This is a genomic window from Paenibacillus sp. SC116 (assembly GCF_024733555.1).
Lineage (GTDB): Bacteria > Bacillota > Bacilli > Paenibacillales > Paenibacillaceae > Paenibacillus_B.
This window is the reverse complement of sequence record NZ_JANIOF010000003.1, coordinates 212,126-233,424: the sequence shown is the minus strand read 5'-3', so window position 1 is coordinate 233,424 and position 21,299 is coordinate 212,126. Positions and strand designations below refer to the sequence as shown.

The following is a 21,299-nucleotide window of genomic DNA, read 5'->3' as shown; positions in this document are numbered from 1 at the left end:
ACTATGAGTTTTTATAAATGATTTCCATTTTATTTCGGACGAAACACCTTCCGATTTTTCCCGAAACAAAAGAAGGCTGATCTTAAGGAGAATACTCATTCTTCCTAAGATCAACCTTCTTTTCTAGTTCATTAAAGTTAGATGGAAGTACTAGTTAATTATCCATGGTGCTCCTCCGAAATATGAAATAACTCCATCTTCTACAGGTAATACTCCTATAAACAAACATACTACCATGATAAGAAGTGGAATCTTAGCAACTAGCTTTTTCATATGACAGTCCCCTTCCATACTATGAGCTAAGTGTATTAAAAACGAGATTCAACTCCTCAATTGCTTTTCTATTTAACCCATTAAATGATATGAGTGTTGAATTCGTTATTAATGATAAGCTGTTGAATGCCTCTTCATAATACGATATTTGAGCATATTCCAACGCACTTTTTCGATAGTATTCAAATGCCTCACTAATTTCATCTTTTTCTCTTAACCAGTCCCCTTTAAGCTTATAAAAACAGGCTAATTTCCCTCTCTTCTCCGGGGTTGTTTGAGCATCACTAAGGGATTTTATCATCATATTCTCATAAATAAATAGTTTTTTTACTTCATCCAATTTTCCTTTATCTAAATACAATTCCATAAGTAAAACTATTGTATATACGAGATTATATTCAGACGCCCCCCTAAGATATTCCTCTAGTTGGGCTATCCCTAAGTTAACATCTCCATACCGAGCACTAATACGACCATTCATATATCTTATGTTGTCTTGAACAAACGGAAATGAGAACTTTTTATATTCTTGAAAATAGTATATACCCTTATCCATATCGTTTAGATAAAAATAAGAATTACAGGCATTAAATATAGCATTCGCACGAAATTCACTGTCAGTTAAGTCGTTTTCTATAACATACTCACTCAGTTCTATAGACTCTTTATGGTTCTGCAGGCTAAAAGCATGAACTGCTAAACAGTAATATAATAATAAGCGCTCCCTCTCATTTAAAAAGCCAGCATAATTTAATAAATATCTGCCTGATTGATACGTTTCACTTAGTTTAGTGAAATCATTTCGATCAATGAGATACTTCTGAAATAGTCCTTTTGCTATGTACGGCATAATACCATGACTTCGAGAGTAATCAATAAGCATCTGCAATAGCTCAAGTTTAAGTTCCGTTTCACTTTTTTGAATCGCGATATCAAAGAATTTCGCTATCACGTCATAGCTCTCGCCTTTAGCAATCGTCAAGTATCGTTCAGCAATGCGAACCACCGTTTTCGTAGGGCAATTCCTTGCAATTGCCTCTGAAAAAATCCGCAAAACAGAGCTAGGGCTCTTTTCAACTTTAATGTACAGTTCGATATATTCTTCAAACGGAATGCCTAAAGCCTCTGTAACAGCTTGCAGCTTATAGTACTCGGGCTTTTGCACTTCCCCATTTTCCAACTTTGATAATGTCCCTTTGCTTACTTCTGTTATTCTAGCTAGTTCAGATAGGGTCACGTTAGACTTCGTTCTGTATTGATGAATCAAGTCCCCAAGCGATAAAGATGTGACACTACTCAACATACTCATCTTCTCCTTAACGTATATTACGGATATATCATCGAATTTAAATGTGAGAGATTATTAAACGGAAGTTAATTAAAAGTTTCTAGGGTGGGGTTAGAATTGAAATCATATTGAATAAGAGAAGAAGAAGTGGATATTCGAATCCTACCAAATAATTGTAATTGCTGTCAATATTACAGTAACGTCAATGTTGTATTGTTTCATTAAAAACCGGGGATTTATCTGGTAATTTTGCAGCCTGTTCCAATATTTAAGCATGGTTTTCGGCGCATGTTTAATCGTTCAAAAAATTCATTATTACTTTTTACTCCCTCCATAAAGATAACCTAACCTTACTCAGAGTTTTGAATAATTGATTTTTATTTTTTCCGATCGAAACAAAGCCCGAATAACAAGTACTCGGGCCTCTTTATGATAGGCATAGCCAATTATAAGCTTTATTATGAGCCGAGATTTTCGAGTATTCTATCGTGGACTTAGCATAGTATTCTAATGCAGCTTCCGAATCATTGTCGTACAGTAATATATCTCCTTTGAGCTTGTAATAATGAGCTAAATGAGCACGTTTAAGTGGGGCTGTACGAGGATCTTGTATGGATTTTTCCATAATAGTTTCGTATTCAAATAACTTTTTTGCTGACTCAACAGCTACTCTAGACATATAAATATCCATAAGAGCTACAACTGCATGAACAATATTCCACTCAGACGGATTCTCTAAATATGACTCTAATTGCTTCATTCCAAGTTCAATATTCCCACTACGCGCATTTATACAACCAATCATAAATTTAACGTTATCTTGGGAATATGAATCCTCAAACTTAGTACATTCACGAAAGTATTCTCTACTCTTATCAAATTCATTCAAATAATAGTGAGCATTACATATAGTAAATACAGCGTATGATCGAAGTATATTTTCAGGTTCTGTATGAACAACAACATAATGACTTAGATCTATCGACTCAAGATACTCAGATAAACTATAAGCATGAACTGCTAATCTATAATATAACCCCAAGCGATCTTCTTCATCTAGAAACCCAGCATAATTTAATATGTATTTACCCGATTGATACGTTTCATTCAATTTAGTAAAATCATTTCTTTCAATAATATATTTTTGAAATAAACTCTTGGCATAGTAGGGCATAATCCCATGACTACGAGAATAATTGAAGATCAAACTTAATAAATCGAATTTCACAGACTCTTCTTCCTGCTTCATTGCAAATCGATACAACTCTGCAACTGCATCATAGCTTTCACCTTTAACTATGATTAAATACCGCTTCGCAATTTGGGATATAATCGTTGAAGAACATTTACGCTCTATAGTTTCTTCGAGTATTGTCCATAGAGACAAAGTATTCTTCTCCCCTTGAACATACAATCCTATGTAATCTTCATATGGAATGCCCAAAACCTGCATGACGACCTGCAATTTCTGATAGTCTGGCTTCTTTACTTCTCCATTTTCAAGTTTAGACAGCGTCCCTTTGCTTACATCTGTCGCTCTAGCTAGCTCGGACAGGGTCATTTCAGACTTCGTTCGGTATTCACGAACTAAATCCCCTAATGAAAAAGCGACACTATTCAACTTTCTCACCATCCATAATTGAATTTTTAATACTACATTAAATAAACGGTTATACTCGTTATATGAAAGATTGATTTATACAGATATAGAAGAGTCATGATTGTGGCATTCAGAGGTAAACTAATAATATTAAATAATTGTAAATGCTGTCAATATTCCAGTAACGTCACCCCATCATTCTTTTATTATTTCTTTTACTGATATAAGAAAGTTATCCCATCCCCCTGTAAAAGATATATTCATCGCCAAACCCGCTCTTCTCAATTTGTTTCTCAACTGAATTAACTCTTCTCTTTCATTTTTAGTTAGTTCAGCATTTGGAAAACCTGTATATTCAGGATATCGAGATAGAAAATGTTCTAAGGCCATTAGATCATCATTCGATTGTTGATTCGTTAAACCTGATCCAGACCCATAAACTTCAATAGCATATAGATTTTCTTTGATGTCTTCGATTTTTTCTAAAATAACACTTTCATCTACCCATTTCATTTTTATCTGATAATCAATTGCACTTTCCAATTCAACAAAGTCAGACATCATCATAGTCGAGATATCATCAAAAGCCTTTTCATTCGCGTCATACCTAAAATAAGAAAATGCAATCAAGAATATATTCAAAACAATAGATAATGCAAATATAAACTTAGATAGTTTCATAGGTTCTCCTTTCTTATTTAAGAATAAGTAACATACGCTGATTCTGCCTCATTGATCTAGCACTGCAAATGAAAATAGGATCAAACCCCGTTTCCTTTGCAGACAGTATGCCACTTCGTTCACCCTTTTACAATAATATTCCATTTTGGTTGCGTATCATTCTAGATCTCTCATTCTGACGTAACGTCACCCTTTGTCCAAAACAGCATTAAAAACATGGCATTTCCCACTCCATGACCTCCTACGAAATTTGTGATTTCCCCATCAAAAAGCCCCGCTCCATCATGACTTTCCCCTCTAAAGTCCATACTAAATCTGTCACCATTCACTCAATTGACAGCGCTTGCAATTTTATTCATAAATTTCATCCATATTTAACGCTCCTTTTACAGATATCGCCTACTCTCTGGGCTTTTTGCGTGATACAATCAAAATGAACATAATTAAATACAACATTCCAGGGGGTATTCAATACCATGACTGCCAAAAGACTTGCACTTGCACTTTCTCTAACTGCTATGCTCACAACAGTAATGGCGGGACCTATCTCAGCAGCACCACTCGAACCGGTTAAACACATCGATTGGATGCAAGAGAAATCATTCGTTAACGGTGGACAAGACGGTCTTGCACTAGAACGTCCGATCACGCTTATCGAAGCAGTTGTTATTTTCTCTCGTGTACAAGGTAAAGAAGCAGCTGTGAAAACAGTAGACCCTGCGGTTAAAGGCAGTTGGGCTGCACGTTCCCTTACTTGGGCGAAGCAAGCTAACATCGTTGACGCAGAGCAGTGGAAATCCCTCCACAAGCCTGTATCTGCAGATGTTTTGAATGCGGTTGCAAAAAAAGCAGGTATTGAGTTAGCAGCAGAAGGCGAAACGGTTACTCGTGAAGCTTTCATTGAAGCAGTCGGTGAAGCAATTACGGTTCATCTGACGATCGGTCATACGAATGATGTTCACGGTCACATTGTTGAAGACGAGCGCGGCAAAGAAATGGGCTACGCTAAAATGGCTACCTTGATCAAGGAAATGCGTGAAGAGAACCCGAACATGATGCTTATCGATGCTGGGGACATGATCCAAGGTACCATCTATGTAAACTTGTCCAAAGGTGAATCTGTTCCTGCACTAGTAAACCCTCTTGGTTATGATTTGATGACAGCTGGTAACCACGAGTTCGACTTCGGTCACGAGCAACTGACGAAAGTATCCAAAATGTTCGAATTCCCTGTATTGGGCGCGAACGTATTTGACGCAGCTGGCAAGCCAATGTTGAAGCCTTACGTGATCAAAGAAATCGAAGGCAAGAAGATTGCTTTCCTTGGACTTGTAACGGAAGAAACACCAATCGTTACACACCCAGATAACGTAAAAGGCCTAACATTTAAAAATACAGTTGAAACGGCTAAAGAATGGGTACCGAAGCTGCAAGAGATGGCAGACAACGTAATCATCGTATCCCACTCTGGATTGGAAGCAGACCGTGAGATGGCGAAGAGCATTGAAGGTGTAGACCTTATTATCGGTGGTCACTCTCATACGAAGCTGTCCAAGCCTGAGCTTGTAAACGGTGTTTACATCGTACAAGACTGGGAGTACAGCAAATCCCTAGGCCGTGTAGACCTTTACTACCACAACGACGAAGTCGTGCATTTCTCTGGCGGACTTATTGAATATGATAAAAATACAAAAGCTGACGAAGAGACAGCGAAGCGCGTTGAGCAATTGAAGAAGGAATCCAACTCATTGTTGAACGTGAAGATCGCATCTACACCAAATGTGTTGGAAGGTGACCGTACGAAAGTGCGCGCGGAAGAAACAAACTTGGGTAACATGATTGCTGATGCAATGCTAGAGCGCACTCGCGCAATCCCTGGATTCGAAGCTGACGTAGCGATTACGAACGGCGGCGGTATCCGTACAACGATTAAGAGCGGCGACATTACGAAGCGCAACCTGTACGATGTACTTCCATTCCCTAACACAATGGCAGTCGTTGAAATCTCCGGTAAAGAGCTTATCCAAGCGATGGAGAACGGTGTAGCTGATATTGAAGCTGGCGGCGGACGCTTCCCGCAAATTAGCGGTATGTCCTTCTCCTTCGATGCTAAGGCTCCTAAAGGCAGCCGCGTGAAGGAAGTAAAAGTAGCTGGCAAAGCGATTGACGAGGCGAAGCAATACCGTGTTGCAACGAACGACTTTATCGTAGCTGGCGGTGACGGCTATGAAATGTTCAAAGGCAAAAAAGCACTTAACACAGGCGTAACGTTGTATGAGGTTGTTGAAGATTACCTTATCGCGAAGAAAGAAGTAGCTCCGAAGTTGGATGGACGCATTACAAAGCTGTAATCCAATATATAGCAACATGTCATATTGCTGTAACATGGAACAGCTACAATGGATATAAGAGTCTCATAAACTGAGATCAAACCGTTCGTCCCCTTCCTATTGAATAGGCCCCCTGTGGAATCTTGCACCTATTGTGCAAACTTCGCAGGGGGTTATTTTATGTCAAAACCATACTCCAGCAAAATGCGTGAATCCGTCCATACTTGTTCCTTCGTAGAATGAAGCACGACGGCAATCATTTGCCGACCTTCTTGCTCAGCAGCTGATACTAAGCAATAACCCGCTCCATCTGTAAATCCTGTCTTAATGCCGATAGCCCCTTCATAGTAATGTTCACTTTCTGGCTGCAGCAATTGATTACGATTGTGAATGATTTCTTGCCCTGGTCCATTGGCAGCTTCGGTAAATTGGAACTCCTCTTGCTTCACAATGTCCCTGAACCGTTTATCCTTCATTGCTTCTTTTGCCAATAAGGCCAGATCATTCGCTGTGCTGTAGTGATCATACTCGTCCATCCCATGCGGATTGGCGAAGTTCGTGTCGTGCATCCCGATCTTTTGTGCACGTTCATTCATTTTTGCCACAAAGGTATGATAGGCTTCTTCGCGCGTTGCCCCCGCCTTTGCATACTTCATCCCAATATTCACTGCAATCGTGCGTGCAGCGTCATTGCCGGAAGGCAGTAGCATTGCGGCGATCAGCTCTTCCCAGGTGAGCAATTGTCCTGGGCGGAGGCCGACTTTGCTTTCGCCTCTCTTCACCCATGTCACTTCTGGACCTACACCTACTCGCTGATTCAACTCTATTTCTTCCAAAGCAAGCAGCGCAGTCATCATTTTGGTGGTGCTCGCAGGTGGAAGTTTCTCTTTTTCATTTTTGTAAAATAGTACTTCTCCTGATTGGATATCGTAGACTACAGCAGCATCTGCTGCAATTTGATCAGCTGCGATGGCCTGTTCATTGGTAGACAGCTTGAAAAATTCATTTGCAGCGGTATACGCCTTTTGTATCGGCTGACTGAACAGTGTGAACAGCCACAATAGCCCGATGATAATTAGACTCGTGCCAATGAATATGTTGCGCTTACTGAACTTACTGAATCCTGCTTCCGAAGTCGTTGATGGCGCTGTCGGTGATACTGTATATGAAGCTGTAGGTAACGCTATAGATGAAACGGTTGACGAAACGGTTGATGTTGAAACATGCTCCTTGCCATCATTCACTGAACGGTTCATTGAACCCTCCCTTGCGTCGTTCATCATGTCCTCTCCCCTGACCGATACGTTTATATAGGCAATCATAACGAAGAGACATGATTGAACATTCAGAAATGTATGAAGAAAAGATGAAGATGAAACAACTAATTTTTAAATTATAAAAATCTATGTAGGAGTTATTATCGTAATTTGTCGAAAAATATAATAAAAAAGTATTATTTGTTATAGATTAGAATATAATTTCCTATTTTATATTATTAATAGTGTAATTAGATTGAAATTGGAATTAAAAATATAGTAATTCCCTATCATGTAATCTATTTTAATATATTGATACAATTTCAACTGTAGACATCATGATAAACAGGGAGATGAAGGTTTTGAAAAAAATGAAATGTAAGACTTTGATTAGTTTTGGTTTATCCCTTGCAATTGTTCTAACGGGGACAATTCCTGCTACTAATGCTAGTGAGAAGCAGCCTACTTCTGAAGTAAGAACAACAACAAATGATATTTATACCAAAGAAGGCAAGTTACTTGGTAATGTAGTCAAAACACATAGTGTTCAGGTAATCGAAGATAATAATGGAACTCATACAACGGTAACAACTTTTGAGGATTTCACACTTCTCCCTGAATATGCTGAAGATATTAACTATACATCGGTATTTAAAGATGAAGAACGAGTTACAGAAATCGAGTTTGATAACACTAATAAAACAATTACGGTAGACGGTGAAGAATTAGACGTCGATAAAATGGCTTCCCCCATTACCAACCGCATTCAAGCACGCAGTGATACGGGCGGTATTCCAGCACTATGTCATTATTATAGCAACAGTGCAATGACAAGCTACTCTTTTGCATGTTATCAATCTATGAATTATAATTGGGTTGGCAATGGAAACGGCCATGGAGAACCAGAAGGCAAAAACATTCAAAAAACGGGGATAAAACCTTCAAATCAATGGTTCGCAGTTGCGAAAAATAGCATCGATCTATTTGATAATTCCTATTCCGATTATAGAAGAGCATATGCTTTCACTCTTGCTGAAGCTGCAGCTATTGGATGGACAGGTGTAATTTGGGCTTGGAGCCCCGCAGGCTGGGTAGCTGCTGGTGGACCTTTAGCTGTAAGTGCTGGTATAGTTATTTCTGATTTTAAAGGAGCAGTAGACGATCTAGAAAAAGCCTATACATATGTTAATAAATTATAGTATTAGGAAGTGTAGTGTTAACTATGGTCTTAAACATATTAATCATTATTGGGATTGCAGGACTAGCCGCATACTGCCTATATTCTGCTTATAGAAATGATGGGACTTCCAAAAACATTTCTCTTAATATTGCGATAACGATAGCATTGATCGGCAACACCTATTTGTTAGCTAATCGAAATGATGCCTTATCTTGGCTTCTACCTATTTGTATCGTTATCTTCTTACACAATGCAATGCTCTTATCCTATAAGCGCTGGAAACAAAAAAGATAAGTAAAACACCCCCCTTGCAGAGCGCCTACGGCATTGCAAGGGGGGTTCTTTAAGAACCATCTACGGTACACGCGGCAGGCTGATAATAAAGCGGGTTCGCTCTGCATCACTCTCTGCCCAAATGCGTCCGCCATGCAGCTCAATCATCGTGCTGGAGATTGCGAGACCAAGACCCGATCCGCGTCTATCCCCTGTCCGGGACTTATCTACTCGATAGAAGCGCTCGAATACATGCGGTAGATCCGTCTGCGGAATGGGTTCACCATAGTTAACAATCTCCACTCTCGCTTCTACTGGATCTGAATGAACAACCATATCGATAAAACGTCCGTCTCGTCCATATTTCATGCTATTGGAGAGCAAATTCTCGAATACGCGAACCAGCTTCAACGTATCGGCATTCACATAAGCTGGGCTCTGCGCATTGCGCATCCGCAGTGTCATCCCACATTCCTCTACCGGAACCTGATAGTGTACGAAAAGTTGGCTGACTAGCTCCGCTACATTTACACGCTGCATATCTAGATTCATGCCGCCGCTCATACGTGAATATTCGAATAAGTCCTCGATCATCAGATGCAAGCTTTCAGACTTCTCATAAGCGATGCGAATATAATGGCGCAGCTCAACCTCGTCGCGATATCTGTCTTCTTCTACGAGGCGCAAATAACCGAGAATCGAAGTAAGCGGTGTGCGCAAATCATGAGAAACGTTCGTAATTAACTCGGACTTTGTTCGCTCGGCCCGTCGCTCTTCCTCGATAGAATGCTGCAGCTTGTGCGCCATCTCATTTAGATTTTGTTCCAACTTCCCTAGCTCATCCACTTCAGAATGAACTTTCATTCTATAATCCAAATTACCATCCGCAATCGCTTGAACCGTGGTAATAACTTGGTTAATACGCTTAACCGTCAATCGCATTAACAAATAATAATAGAAGAAGAAAGAGAACAAGCCAGCAGCGATAATAATCAATTCTGGTGGGAAAATATTTTCTATAAATACAAACATATCCTGTGCAAATGTAGACATTTCCACCAAAAATACGCTTAACAGGATAAGAGCGAGGACCGTTACTCCCGCCAGCAAAAAACTTAGAAACACATTAATAAGCAGCTTCCACGTCAGTTGTTTAGTCCAATTCAATCTTGTACCCCACTCCCCACACCGTTTGAATACAGGAATGCCCGCTGCGCTTTAGCTTGTCTCGCAGCTTGCTAATATGGGCCGCCACGGTGTTATGCGCCCCTTGGAAAGGCTCATTCCAGACCAGCTCATAAATATCTTCTGCCCGAAATACGCGCCCTTGATGCTTGGCCATCGTATATAAAATATCAAATTCAATGGATGTAAGATGAATCTGCTGACCATCCACATTGACGCGATGCTGCTCCTTGTCAATTTCCAATGCGCCAAGTCTGATCACATGCTGCGAGGTCATCGCAGTGCCAGAACCTCCGACTTGCAATCGTTGATTCAACTGATAGGAACGACGAAGCAATGACTTGATGCGAGCCATAAGCTCCAAAGGGTTAAACGGCTTCGTCATATAATCATCAGCCCCTGTCATTAACCCCATAATCTTGTCCATATCTTCCGTCTTCGCACTCAACATAAGAATCGGCAAAGCATGCTGCTCACGTATAATACGGCAGGCAGTTAAGCCATCCAGCTTCGGCATCATGACATCAAGCACAACTAAATTCACATCATCCTTCTCCAATTGTTGAATGGCCTCTTCCCCATCATGTGCCATCAGGCAGTTAAATCCTTCATTCGTTACATAAATTCGAATCAAATTGGCTATTTCACGGTCGTCATCTACGACTAAAATGGTTGTCATGCCCGAAATTCATCCCTTCTCTATGGTTCAACCCGCTAACCCGCTATATTATCTATCTCGTTCAGCTATCTCATTTTGATAACAAAGGTCCTCACTCAAACTCAACATTTATAGTGTAGCATAGGATAAATCCCTTGTTAGGAAGATGAATCGAACTTCAGAAAATCATCATCTTTTCGTAAACTTTACATTTGTCAATATTGTCAAGTTATCATATACTTTTGAATTGTAACGCTAACTAGGGACAGAACATACAGGAGAGATTCGCTATGACCCGAAAGATTACCCAACAACATATTGCCGATGCGATGCAGTTATCACGCAATACCGTATCGAAAGCACTGAACAATGAACCAGGCTTGCGCGAGGATACCCGTTTACGCATCATTCAACATGCGGTAGATATGGGCTATACGAAGCTGCCTCCCGACATATTAGGGCAATTAGAAGCACATACAGCTGCGATGCAGCCTGAACGAACTTCTGCTACAGGCAACCGCATTATTTCATTACTATCTCATTCGGATTATGTAAATAACTCTTATTGGTCGCAGTTTCTGAAAGGCATGAACGCTGCGCTGAAAGAGCACCGCTATATGGTTACGATGACACTGGTAGATCGTGAGGATGAGCAAGCGCTCCAACTGCCTGACATCATCGCTGAACAACAGTCGGCAGGCATCGTCATGATCGGGCCATTTTTAAAAGAGTATTACCAGCTTATTGCACAAAGCGATATACCTGCCTTATTTATCGATACTTATGCCGGCTTCTCGATGAATGAGTTGTGTACAGATGTGATGCTCGTGAATAATGAAGACAGCGTCTATCAAATAACGTCCGCCTTAATCGCTCAAGGACATCGCAAGCTTGGATTTGTTGGCGAAATCGGCTCATGCCTCAGCTTCCAAGAACGTTGGCTTGGGTTCAAGCGTGCTATGCAGGACCACCACCTGTTCATAGATGAAAAGTATGGTGTAACGAGCAACGATCCTATGCATCATTATAATGAGCATTCCCTCCGTCAAGCATTAGCGGCAATGAAAGAACGCCCAACCGCGTTTGTATGTGTCAATGATGAGGTTGCGTTGACGATGCTGCACTTGCTGCGACAAGAGAATCAGGAAGTACCAGGAGAAATCATGTTGACTGGATTCGATCATATTGCTGAAATATCCTTGATCCATCCAACTCTTCCTACCGTTATCGTTCCAATGTACGAAATGGGCATGCGTGCGGCAGAGCAATTAATGTGGCGCATTCGCTATCCAGAACGCCCTTATGAGCTCATTCGACTGGCAGCTAAAGTATACAATAGCAACAAACTTTAATTCGTACATGAAAACTAAACAAAATACACCTTATTTATGCACACTATCTGTTGACATAGTGTGCATTTTATTTTACATTTTAATTGTGAAAGAAAACGCTGTCAGTAATGGACGAACAAAGCATCTTGGCGAGTATAAACACAACAATAACACGCTCTCTACTCTATTTTGCCAAGAACATCATCCGTTAAGTTGACAAATGTAAACCTATTGAATTCGCAATGTATGCAACCTAACACGCTTCGAATACATCAAGCGTATAACCTTCATCTAAAGCGAGGTATTTCTTCATGAGCAAAGTGAACATTGTCGGTCCTAGCATGCCTAACATTCCATGGGAAGAACGTCCAGAAGGACATAAGGACGTATTGTGGCGCTACAGCCAGAATCCAGTCATTCCTCGTGATTTGCTGCCGAACTCGAATAGTATTTTCAACAGTGCAGTCGTACCATACGAAGATGGATTTGCTGGCGTATTCCGCTGCGACGACCGCAACCGTTACATGCGTTTGCATGCAGGCTTCAGTAAAGACGGACTTAGCTGGGATATCAATCCTGAGCCGCTTACGTTCGAGTGCGACGATCCTGAGATCGGTAACTTCATCGAAGGCTACGATCCACGCGTCTGCTGGATTGAAGATCGTTTCGTTGTTACATGGTGCAACCTTTACCACGGTCCAACGATTGGTGTAGCTTATACACATGACTTCAAGACGTTCCACCAGATGGAAAATGCGTTTTTGCCATACAACCGCAACGGGGTTATGTTCCCACGCAAAATCAATGGCAATTATGCGATGTTGAGTCGTCCGTCCGATACAGGACATACGCCATTCGGGGATATCTTCTACAGCGAAAGCCCTGACATGGAATTCTGGGGCCGTCATCGTCACGTTATGGCACCAATGGGTGGCTGGCAGAGCAAGAAAGTCGGCGCAGGCCCAATCCCGATTGAGACGAGCGAAGGCTGGTTGATGATCTACCACGGCGTGCTTAACTCTTGCAATGGCTTCGTCTATGCATTCGGCGCAGCATTGCTTGATCTTGAACAGCCATGGAAAGTGCTGTACCGCAGCGAACCATACTTGCTGCAACCATCTACGCTCTATGAGTGTGTAGGTGACGTGCCAAACGTTGCGTTCCCTTGCGCATCGCTCGTTGATGCTGAGACAGGCCGTATCGCAATTTACTACGGTGCTGCTGACACGGTAACAGCAGTGGCATTCGGTTATGTCGATGAAATCATTGAATTCGTGAAGAATAACTCTCGCGTAGAGTAGTTATACTAGTAATAGTTACGATAGTAGACGATGATAGCAGCAAAGAAAGAGACAGCGACGATGAGCACCATGCTATGCATATAATGCCATAGAACCGCTTAACGTCGCTGTTTTCTTTCCTTTTTACTTATATGTTAGGTAATGGGTTTGTTTATCGATAACCCACATGTTATCTTTATATTATGTATCACAAAGAATCCACGAACCATGTTCGCGCTTTCTTTGTAACCCCACCCCCTGTATTCGTGCCCTCGATGCAGGGGGATTTTTATGTGTTCAAAAATGATGGCCCCTTGAAGTATCAAATTATTCGATATTCGGCATTCGGCGACTTCCCAGCAGATAAGTACGGCACAAGGAGCAAAATGCGAACGGAATCTCTTTGACAAGTTAGGTATTAAGCATTTTTAGAAAGAGATAATGAACGTAACGGTTGCCACAGAGGCTATTCCTCTATATTTACTCATATTAGAAATGTAACGGGTGTCAGCGAGCTTATTTGTCAGATTGAACGATAATATTCATCAATATTGCTACAATAAGCGCTCGTACGACCGTTAACATTCAAAAATGTCCGACTTTTCGAAAATAGCGTCAATAGCGACCGTTAGAAAAAGCGGAAAGCCCTCGCCTCACCGCGGCTTCACCATGTAACGCAATTTCAAATCAAATGACTGCCCTGCGCCCGCCCAACAATCGTGAAAAACCCCCTTATTATCAAGCTGGTCGGCTAGCCATCACCTCAGCTATGAATAATAAGGGGGTTATATGTGTATTGGAGAAATAGCGGAATAACTACCCATTAAGGCGCACTAGAAAGCAGCTATTAAGAAACACAATAAGCAACTATTTTCGTAGATAACGCAATATACATCTGCCAGCTACGTTCGCCCTGAACCAACTACCGCTAACTATGGTTGTAGGGTACCACAGGCGGGATAGCTTCACACGGGCATTACAGGTACTTACAGGTAATTATAGATACTTTATTAGGTAATTAGGTACTTACAGATACTTATAAGATACTTATAAGATACTTACAAGTGCATACAGGTACTCACAGCCACTCACGCTACTCTCCTACTTACACGTTTGTACCTTCCAATCGCTTCAAAAGAATTGCCTGCTCTTCTTCAAATCCCGGCTTGCCGAGCAAAGCGAACATATTCTTCTTATACGCTTCAACACCAGGCTGATCGAATGGATTGACCCCGAGCAGAAGTCCGCTAATCGCAACGGCTTTCTCGAAGAAATACACCATCTCGCCAAATGTGTACGGATTCAACTCGTCCAGCGTAACGACCAAGTTCGGCACGCCGCCATCCACATGCGCAAGCAATGTGCCTTGGAACGCTCGACGATTCACTTCATTCATCGTCATGCCGGATAGGAAGTTCAAGCCGTCGAGGTTGGCAGGATCGCTCTCAATCGTAATCTCACGACGCGGCTTGCTAACCTGCAGCACCGTTTCGATAAGATCACGGCGGCCTTCCTGAACGTATTGCCCCATAGAATGAAGATCAGTCGTAAAGTCGACAGATGCAGGGAACAATCCTTTTTGATGCTTGCCTTCACTTTCACCAAACAGCTGTTTCCACCATTCAGATACCGTGTGCAAACCTGGCTCGTAATTCACGAGCAGCTCAATGGACTTGCCTTTGCGATACAGCGCATTGCGCACAGCCGCATACTGGTAGCTCGGATTATCCGCCAACTCAGGGCTGCTGAATCGCTCAGCCGCAGCTGCCGCACCAGCCATCATCTGATCGATGTCGATACCCGCTACTGCAATTGGCAATAAGCCTACCGCGGTTAGCACCGAGAACCTTCCACCGATATCGTCAGGGATAACGAACGTCTCATAGCCTTCTTCATTCGCCAACGTGCGCAAAGCTCCTTGTGCTTTGTCTGTCGTTGCAAAGATACGCTTACGCGCGCCATCTTTACCGTACTTACACTCCATATAGTCACGGAACAGGCGGAATGCCACAGCAGGCTCTGTCGTCGTTCCCGACTTGGATATCACGTTAACGGAGATATCTTTGCCTTCAAGCAGCTCTAACAGGTCGGACACATAGTCCGAGCTTAAATGATGCCCGACATAATAAATGCGCGTATTGCCTTCCATTTCATTATGGAACGTATGCGACAGCGAATCGATTGCTGCGCGCGCACCAAGATAAGAACCGCCAATGCCGATTACAACAAGCGCATCGGAATGCTCACGAATGTCAGCTGCCGCCTTCTTAATGCGGGCAAACTCCTCGCGATCATAGTCGCGCGGCAGGTCAATCCAGCCTAGATAATCGGAGCCTGGGCTCTTCTTCTCATGCAGCAAGTTATGCGCGGTGCGCACGAATTCACTCATATAATCAACTTCGCTCGCCTCCATAAACGGCAGTGCTTGCGAATAGTCAAATGAAATAGCCATCGTCAGTCTCTCCCCTTACTAATCATGTGATTGCAAACGTAAGTGCAGCACCCACACGCAATGCTACACTTAGCGTCACACCTATTACTTCGTTTGCGGTACAGAAGCCCAATCTTTCAAGAATCGCTCCAAACCGATATCCGTCAACGGATGTTTCCACAACGACGGCAATAGAGAACCAGGAATCGTCGCAATATGAGCGCCTGCAAGCGCTGCTTGTTCCACATGCTCAATATTACGAATGCTAGCAGCAATAATTTCGGTAGAGAAGTTATACTCGTTCAAAATGGCCTTCAAATCACGAACGAGCTTCATCCCGTCAACTCCGATATCATCCAATCGGCCTACGAATGGGCTAATGTAAGTCGCCCCCGCCTTAGCTGCCATCAAGCCTTGCGCAGCTGAGAATACGAGCGTCACATTCGTCTTGATTCCCTCTTGAGAAAGCTGATACGTTGCCTCCAGCCCACTTTCTGTTAACGGAAGCTTAACGACGATATTAGGCGCCCAAGTCGCAATTTCACGACCTTCCTTAATCATCTCTTCCGTTGTTGTACCGATAACTTCCGCACTGACCGGACCAGGTACGAGGCGAGTAATATCTTGAATGATGTCCTTGAACGGACGCTGTTCCTTCGCGATGATAGACGGATTCGTTGTTACACCGTCAACAAGACCTAGACGGCTGATGCGAGTGATTTCTTCCATATTGCCTGTATCCAAGAAAAATTTCATGATAATGCCCTCCCTGTTTTCATGTACGTAACGTTTGTTTTGTTGGAAAAGAGAATCGTTTGTGTCAACTTGCAACTTGCAAAATGTTATATCGTTACACCGATGTTGGTGACCTATCGTGCCAAATAGAATCTCATCGTGTTATTTTTTCTCTACAGCATGTCCGCCAAACTCATTGCGAAGCGCTGCAACTACTTTGCCGTTGAACGTATCTTGATCTAGTGAACGATAACGCATTAGCAACGACATCGCGATAACAGGTGTAGATGCCTGAAGGTCAAGCGCTGTCTCAACAGTCCATTTTCCTTCACCAGAAGAATGCATAACGCCTTTGATTTCATCCAACTTCGCATCTTTGGAAAATGCACGCTCTGTAAGCTCCATCAGCCATGAACGGATAACGGAACCGTTGTTCCACACTCGTGCTACTTTTTCATAATCGAAGTCGAAGTCGCTTTTCTCCAATACTTCAAAACCTTCGCCGATTGCAGCCATCATGCCATACTCGATACCGTTGTGCACCATTTTCAAGAAGTGACCGCTACCAGCTCGTCCACCATATAGATAGCCGTTCTCCACAGCTGTATCACGGAAGATAGGCTCCACATGCTGCCATGCATCCTCATCTCCACCGATCATGTAGCTAGCTCCGTTACGAGCTCCCTCCATACCGCCGGACGTGCCGACATCCATGAAGCGAATACCTTTCTCTTTCAACAGCTCGTAGCGACGAATCGATTCTTTAAAGTGTGAGTTACCAGCTTCAATGATGATATCGCCTGTGGACAGCAATGGTGTCAATTGATCGATAACGGAGTCAACCACTGCATGAGGTACCATGATCCACAACACGCGAGGTGTTTCCATAGCCTGAACCAACTGCTCAAGCGTATAAGCACCTGTTGCGCCGAAAGAAGTCATTTCATCTACCGCTTGCTTATTAAGGTCAAAAGCAACGACCTCGTGCTTATGATCGAGCAAGTTTTGACCCAGGTTGAGACCCATTTTTCCTAATCCGACTAATCCTACTTTCATGCTGTTTCCCTCCACCAGTTGTTTTTATTTTGTAAATAGCATTAACGCTAATGTCCCAAACTTTTTTCATACCTATTTATTAACCATTACATAATATAACCACTTAGAAAGGGTAATCTCAGACTGCGGTACATTGTGGAATACTTCTGCAATTCCGCTAACGAACGCCGTGAACGTTATTTTCGTGAAATTGCCATTTCAGATTTGTAACGGTTGTAGTCTAGCTTATTTTAGCAAGGATGGTGAATGATATCGCTCACTCTGACAAACGAACTTGTGCCCAATCAGGCCATTACAGGTTGCTTCTTCAGATTCTCCATATCCTTATTAAGAGGCTTCCCTTCGGAATCCAGCCACCATGTGTTGCCATCCTGTCCAACGAGTCCTTCCGATGCAGCAGGGCCGTAACTTCCGGATTTATATTTGTACAAAGGAACAAGATTCTCTTCGAAAGCTTCAAGTATCGGCTGTACAAATTTCCAAGACAGCTCCACTTCATCCCAATGCGCGAAGAAGGAAGCATCGCCGCGGAAAGCATCATAGATCAAATTCTCATAAGCTTCAGGCATTTCTTTCTCAACTTTGTAGTCGATTTGAATCGGCTCTATGCCTTCACCTTTCGCTACATTTTTGCTATTTAACTGGAACGTAATCCGCTCATTCGGACTAATCTCAATGACCAGAAGATTCGGACGCTCCGGCTCAGACGGATCTTGCGAGTAATATTTGTTCATCGGATCCTTGAACTCGATCACAATACGCGTCGACTTCTCTTTCATCCGCTTACCCGTACGAATATAGAACGGAACTTCACTCCAGAACGTATCATCGATCCATAGACGTGCTGCGATAAACGTATCGTTTTGCGAAGAAGAATCAATGCCCGGCTCGTCGATATAGCTAACAACCGGATTGTCATTAACTGTGCCTACTTCGTACTGACCACGAACAACCGTTGCAGCTACCTCTTCCTTCTGTAGAGGACGAAGTGCTTCCAGCACTCTTTTCTTACGATTGCGGATATCTTCTGCCTTACTGCCTTTTGGCAAATGCATAGCGATCATCATAAGTAACTGCAGCATATGATTCTGGAACATATCTCGGATAGCTCCTGCCTGATCGTAGTACTCTGCTCGACCCTCCAAGCCTACAGTCTCACTCGCCGTTATCTGCACATTATTAATGTAGCGATTGTTCCACAGCGCATGCAGCACTGGGTTGGAAATTTCCAACACCTCAAGGTTCTGAACCATCGTCTTGCCTAAGTAATGGTCAATGCGGAAAACTTCATCTTCTGCAAATGCCTTGCTCAGACGCTTATTCAATTCACGAGCAGATGCGAGATCATGGCCGAAAGGCTTCTCGATAACAAGTCGCTTCCAGCCTGTTGTATCCCCTAAACCACTAAGCTTAATATTTTGAGCAATCGTGTCAAAATATTCAGGCGCTACTGAAAGATAGAACATGCGGTTTTGCGGAAGATTCAGCTCAGCTTCTCTCGCTGTCACTACTTCAAACAACTTTTTATAATCTTCAGGTCGTGTTACATCTAATGCCTGATAGCGTATCGCTTGCAAAAAAGAATCGAGTTGCTTCGCTGCACCAGGCTCACGACGAGAAAACGTATTTAGAGACTGACGTACCGTTTCTTGAAATTCTGTATGCTCAATATGCTTTCTTCCCATACCGATAATGGAGAATGCAGACGGCATCTTCCCATCTATATAAAGGTTAAATAGAGCGGGAAATATTTTTCGCTTCGCCAAGTCGCCTGTCGAACCGAACAGGACAAAAGTTGCTGGTTCCATCTCTTTCTCCTCCTTATATGCAAACAACCTTACATTAACTGGTTTATATTTATGTCGTTAGTTACTTTTTATAACCTATTTACTTTACGAAATCATAATACTCCTCTCGGAATCATCCGTCAACCTTTTTTTGTCTAAAATGTGAACGTTCGAACTTTCTCTTTCTTGTTAGCGTTTTCTGTGATAAAGTATGCTAAATTTACAAATCATAAAAACCGGATAACCTGATTACTATTAATAACTAGATGAAGGGGGAAATAGAGATGGATGAGGAAAAGAAGAGAAAAGAAGACTGCCCTTTATGCGATAAGATCGAATACTCGTATCAGCTAATCGGAAAGAAATGGGTTGGATTAATTATTCATACGCTGCTGGATGGACCCAAACGATTCAGCGAGATTCACGCCTACATTCCTGACCTCAGCAAGCGCGTGCTGAATGAACGCATCAAGGAGCTGGAAGACTGCGGAATTATTAATCGTAATGTCATTCCTACTCGACCGATCCGTACCGAATATTCACTAACGATAAAAGGAACGGAATTGGGAAAAGCACTCATGCCTGTAGAGCAATGGGCAAAAAAGTGGCTATAAGCGTGCCCACCACACATCATCGCTTCAATCAAGTAACCAACCCTAACTACCAACACATACGAAAAAGGCGTCCCTCTGCAGCACGCAGTATGGAACGCCTTTATTCATATCTAACTTATTTTTTGAAAATACCGAACGGCTTACCAACTGGCAAGAACGTACGACCAAAGTGTGTATTCAATACCGCTGCTGCGGAACCGTAGAAGCTGAGCAATGCGATCAACAACTCGGATACAGCCGCAAGCTTATGCGAGAATGGCGACATGATGCCAAATGCATCAAGGGAAAGACCTAGGAACAAGAAGTCGATTAGCACGAAAATAAAGAACAATACTTTATGTGTTTCCATCGCACCAATTGTCATGAAGATCGTGAAGATCAAGTAACCAACGAATGCCATACCAAGCTGATGCGTATCAGCCGCTTGTGCCATAGACTCACCGAACATACCATGTTGAATCATCCATGTCATCGATACCCCAAGCCAGAAAAATGCATAGGCACCGAAAGCAGTCGTACCGAACGTATTGTTCTTCTTAGCATCGTGGATACATGCGAACAACTGTGCAAATGCGCCCAAGAAGATTGCCCATGGAATAATAAGTGAAGTCCCTTCTGTCCATCCGAGCTTCTGTGAAGAAGCGACGAGTGTAACGATTGCCAAGCCGAACAAGCCGATAGCACTTGGATCTGCTGTCGTAATTTTTACTTTTTGCTCTGTTTGCATTTTCGATAATACCCCTATCCATTGTTTATCTATTTATACACTCCGAAAAAAACACCAAAAGATATTCTATCACACCGCACTACTGGTGAATATATCAAATACGCTTGTAACAATTTACATTTCGTCGCATCTTAAAATATGTGCAAAAAACACCTTTCTATTCACGCTGCTCCATAAGTGGAGACAGGAATGGAAAGGTGCTTGTTATGTTGATTTCGCTGAATTCGTGAAATTGGTTCAATCAATCATCGAGGGACTGCGACAACTTGGCTTGCACAGATTGAAGCTTCTGTCGGGATGAAGCTTCTCGATCACGCCGATCATCGATCTTGATGCTCGTGGATACTCTTGCCGCTCCCGCTGCAAACGTCGATTCATGCAGCACTCGAATGACCTCCAACACCTGCTCAAGAGGACCTTCAATAATCGTGCTCATCGAAGTTAATTCATAGCTTATTCCTGGCTGCTGAGCCAGTACGCGCTGCATATGTGCCACATAGTGGCTCAAACTCGTTGAGGCTGTACCAATAGGGATTATCGTCACTTCAGCAATAGCCATAATTTTCATCCTCCAATATATGTAACGGTTCTATGAAGTTATTCGTACTATAAAT

18 protein-coding genes are annotated in these 21,299 nt (G+C 42.4%); 5 read left to right on the top strand and 13 right to left on the bottom strand.

Annotation, left to right across the window (positions count from 1 at the left end):
• Positions 1-150 precede the first annotated feature (150 nt).
• The 4 genes from NQ117_RS15195 to NQ117_RS15180 all read right to left on the bottom strand — a co-directional run bounded on the left by NQ117_RS15195 (position 151) and on the right by NQ117_RS15180 (position 3,842).
• Positions 151-273 carry a hypothetical protein gene (locus NQ117_RS15195; protein ID WP_258278873.1) on the bottom strand — a complete coding sequence of 41 codons (123 nt, stop codon included), beginning with the start codon at positions 271-273 and terminating at the stop codon, positions 151-153.
• A gap of 19 nt (positions 274-292) precedes the next feature.
• Positions 293-1,576, bottom strand: a complete 1,284-nt coding sequence (locus NQ117_RS15190) for a helix-turn-helix domain-containing protein (RefSeq protein ID WP_258278872.1) — start codon at positions 1,574-1,576, stop codon at positions 293-295.
• Between the two features lie 412 nt (positions 1,577-1,988).
• On the bottom strand, positions 1,989-3,182 hold the full coding sequence (locus tag NQ117_RS15185; RefSeq protein ID WP_258278871.1) for a helix-turn-helix domain-containing protein: 1,194 nt from the start codon (positions 3,180-3,182) through the stop codon (positions 1,989-1,991).
• Positions 3,183-3,356: 174 nt separating this feature from the next.
• On the bottom strand, positions 3,357-3,842 hold the full coding sequence (locus tag NQ117_RS15180; protein ID WP_258278870.1) for a hypothetical protein: 486 nt from the start codon (positions 3,840-3,842) through the stop codon (positions 3,357-3,359).
• Positions 3,843-4,318: 476 nt separating this feature from the next.
• Here NQ117_RS15180 and NQ117_RS15175 point away from each other — a divergent pair, with 476 nt between their 5' ends.
• A complete protein-coding gene (locus NQ117_RS15175) occupies positions 4,319-6,193 on the top strand; it encodes a bifunctional metallophosphatase/5'-nucleotidase (protein ID WP_258278869.1) in 1,875 nt (624 codons plus the stop codon).
• A 152-nt stretch (positions 6,194-6,345) separates the two neighbouring features.
• Here NQ117_RS15175 and NQ117_RS15170 read toward each other — a convergent pair whose 3' ends face one another.
• On the bottom strand, positions 6,346-7,428 hold the full coding sequence (locus tag NQ117_RS15170) for a D-alanyl-D-alanine carboxypeptidase family protein (RefSeq protein ID WP_258278868.1): 1,083 nt from the start codon (positions 7,426-7,428) through the stop codon (positions 6,346-6,348).
• Between the two features lie 362 nt (positions 7,429-7,790).
• Here NQ117_RS15170 and NQ117_RS15165 point away from each other — a divergent pair, with 362 nt between their 5' ends.
• Complete coding sequence (locus tag NQ117_RS15165; protein ID WP_258278867.1) at positions 7,791-8,627, top strand: hypothetical protein; 837 nt, start codon at positions 7,791-7,793, stop codon at positions 8,625-8,627.
• 335 nt (positions 8,628-8,962) lie between these two features.
• On the opposite strand, the gene NQ117_RS15160 is transcribed toward NQ117_RS15165, so the two are convergent.
• The gene (locus tag NQ117_RS15160) at positions 8,963-10,048 is read right to left on the bottom strand and encodes a sensor histidine kinase (RefSeq protein ID WP_258278866.1); all 1,086 of its coding nucleotides are present in this window, start codon (positions 10,046-10,048) and stop codon (positions 8,963-8,965) included.
• Positions 10,035-10,745, bottom strand: coding sequence for a response regulator transcription factor (locus NQ117_RS15155; protein WP_258278865.1), 711 nt, complete (start codon positions 10,743-10,745; stop codon positions 10,035-10,037). Before NQ117_RS15155 ends, NQ117_RS15160 begins: the two co-directional genes overlap by 14 nt.
• A gap of 269 nt (positions 10,746-11,014) precedes the next feature.
• Between NQ117_RS15155 and NQ117_RS15150 the strand changes: the two genes are divergently transcribed.
• Together NQ117_RS15150 and NQ117_RS15145 are read left to right on the top strand one after the other, a co-directional pair.
• Positions 11,015-12,076, top strand: coding sequence for a LacI family DNA-binding transcriptional regulator (locus NQ117_RS15150; protein ID WP_258278864.1), 1,062 nt, complete (start codon positions 11,015-11,017; stop codon positions 12,074-12,076).
• Positions 12,077-12,366: 290 nt separating this feature from the next.
• Positions 12,367-13,356 (top strand): glycoside hydrolase family 130 protein, encoded by a 990-nt coding sequence (locus NQ117_RS15145; RefSeq protein WP_258278863.1) that lies wholly within the window; start codon positions 12,367-12,369, stop codon positions 13,354-13,356.
• A 1,084-nt stretch (positions 13,357-14,440) separates the two neighbouring features.
• Here NQ117_RS15145 and NQ117_RS15140 read toward each other — a convergent pair.
• From NQ117_RS15140 to zwf, 4 genes are all read right to left on the bottom strand, one after another.
• Positions 14,441-15,787 carry a glucose-6-phosphate isomerase gene (locus tag NQ117_RS15140; RefSeq protein WP_258278862.1) on the bottom strand — a complete coding sequence of 449 codons (1,347 nt, stop codon included), beginning with the start codon at positions 15,785-15,787 and terminating at the stop codon, positions 14,441-14,443.
• An 84-nt stretch (positions 15,788-15,871) separates the two neighbouring features.
• Positions 15,872-16,522, bottom strand: coding sequence for a fructose-6-phosphate aldolase (gene fsa / locus NQ117_RS15135; protein ID WP_258278861.1), 651 nt, complete (start codon positions 16,520-16,522; stop codon positions 15,872-15,874).
• A gap of 141 nt (positions 16,523-16,663) precedes the next feature.
• Positions 16,664-17,557 carry a phosphogluconate dehydrogenase (NAD(+)-dependent, decarboxylating) gene (gnd, locus tag NQ117_RS15130; protein ID WP_258278860.1) on the bottom strand — a complete coding sequence of 298 codons (894 nt, stop codon included), beginning with the start codon at positions 17,555-17,557 and terminating at the stop codon, positions 16,664-16,666.
• Between the two features lie 284 nt (positions 17,558-17,841).
• Entirely contained in the window at positions 17,842-19,365 is a 1,524-nt protein-coding gene (zwf, locus tag NQ117_RS15125; protein ID WP_258278859.1) for a glucose-6-phosphate dehydrogenase, read from the bottom strand.
• 263 nt (positions 19,366-19,628) lie between these two features.
• Between zwf and NQ117_RS15120 the strand changes: the two genes are divergently transcribed.
• Complete coding sequence (locus tag NQ117_RS15120) at positions 19,629-19,958, top strand: winged helix-turn-helix transcriptional regulator (protein ID WP_258278858.1); 330 nt, start codon at positions 19,629-19,631, stop codon at positions 19,956-19,958.
• A 115-nt stretch (positions 19,959-20,073) separates the two neighbouring features.
• Here the strand turns inward: NQ117_RS15120 and NQ117_RS15115 are convergent, their stop codons facing one another.
• Positions 20,074-20,685, bottom strand: a complete 612-nt coding sequence (locus NQ117_RS15115; protein WP_258278857.1) for an acetate uptake transporter — start codon at positions 20,683-20,685, stop codon at positions 20,074-20,076.
• Between the two features lie 241 nt (positions 20,686-20,926).
• Positions 20,927-21,244 carry an MTH1187 family thiamine-binding protein gene (locus NQ117_RS15110; protein WP_258278856.1) on the bottom strand — a complete coding sequence of 106 codons (318 nt, stop codon included), beginning with the start codon at positions 21,242-21,244 and terminating at the stop codon, positions 20,927-20,929.
• Between the last annotated feature and the right edge of the window lie 55 nt (positions 21,245-21,299).

What these genes read in the sequence shown, in the direction of transcription:
- NQ117_RS15150 (WP_258278864.1), top strand. Translation starts at nt 11,015, where the DNA reads ATGACCCGAAAGATTACCCAACAACATATTGCCGATGCGATGCAGTTA.
- NQ117_RS15115 (WP_258278857.1), bottom strand. Translation starts at nt 20,685, where the DNA reads ATGCAAACAGAGCAAAAAGTAAAAATTACGACAGCAGATCCAAGTGCT.
- NQ117_RS15120 (WP_258278858.1), top strand. Translation starts at nt 19,629, where the DNA reads ATGGATGAGGAAAAGAAGAGAAAAGAAGACTGCCCTTTATGCGATAAG.
- NQ117_RS15195 (WP_258278873.1), bottom strand. Translation starts at nt 273, where the DNA reads ATGAAAAAGCTAGTTGCTAAGATTCCACTTCTTATCATGGTAGTATGT.
- NQ117_RS15155 (WP_258278865.1), bottom strand. Translation starts at nt 10,745, where the DNA reads ATGACAACCATTTTAGTCGTAGATGACGACCGTGAAATAGCCAATTTG.
- NQ117_RS15190 (WP_258278872.1), bottom strand. Translation starts at nt 1,576, where the DNA reads ATGTTGAGTAGTGTCACATCTTTATCGCTTGGGGACTTGATTCATCAA.
- fsa (WP_258278861.1), bottom strand. Translation starts at nt 16,522, where the DNA reads ATGAAATTTTTCTTGGATACAGGCAATATGGAAGAAATCACTCGCATC.
- gnd (WP_258278860.1), bottom strand. Translation starts at nt 17,557, where the DNA reads ATGAAAGTAGGATTAGTCGGATTAGGAAAAATGGGTCTCAACCTGGGT.
- NQ117_RS15170 (WP_258278868.1), bottom strand. Translation starts at nt 7,428, where the DNA reads ATGAACCGTTCAGTGAATGATGGCAAGGAGCATGTTTCAACATCAACC.
- NQ117_RS15175 (WP_258278869.1), top strand. Translation starts at nt 4,319, where the DNA reads ATGACTGCCAAAAGACTTGCACTTGCACTTTCTCTAACTGCTATGCTC.
- NQ117_RS15110 (WP_258278856.1), bottom strand. Translation starts at nt 21,244, where the DNA reads ATGGCTATTGCTGAAGTGACGATAATCCCTATTGGTACAGCCTCAACG.
- NQ117_RS15180 (WP_258278870.1), bottom strand. Translation starts at nt 3,842, where the DNA reads ATGAAACTATCTAAGTTTATATTTGCATTATCTATTGTTTTGAATATA.
- NQ117_RS15145 (WP_258278863.1), top strand. Translation starts at nt 12,367, where the DNA reads ATGAGCAAAGTGAACATTGTCGGTCCTAGCATGCCTAACATTCCATGG.
- NQ117_RS15140 (WP_258278862.1), bottom strand. Translation starts at nt 15,787, where the DNA reads ATGGCTATTTCATTTGACTATTCGCAAGCACTGCCGTTTATGGAGGCG.
- zwf (WP_258278859.1), bottom strand. Translation starts at nt 19,365, where the DNA reads ATGGAACCAGCAACTTTTGTCCTGTTCGGTTCGACAGGCGACTTGGCG.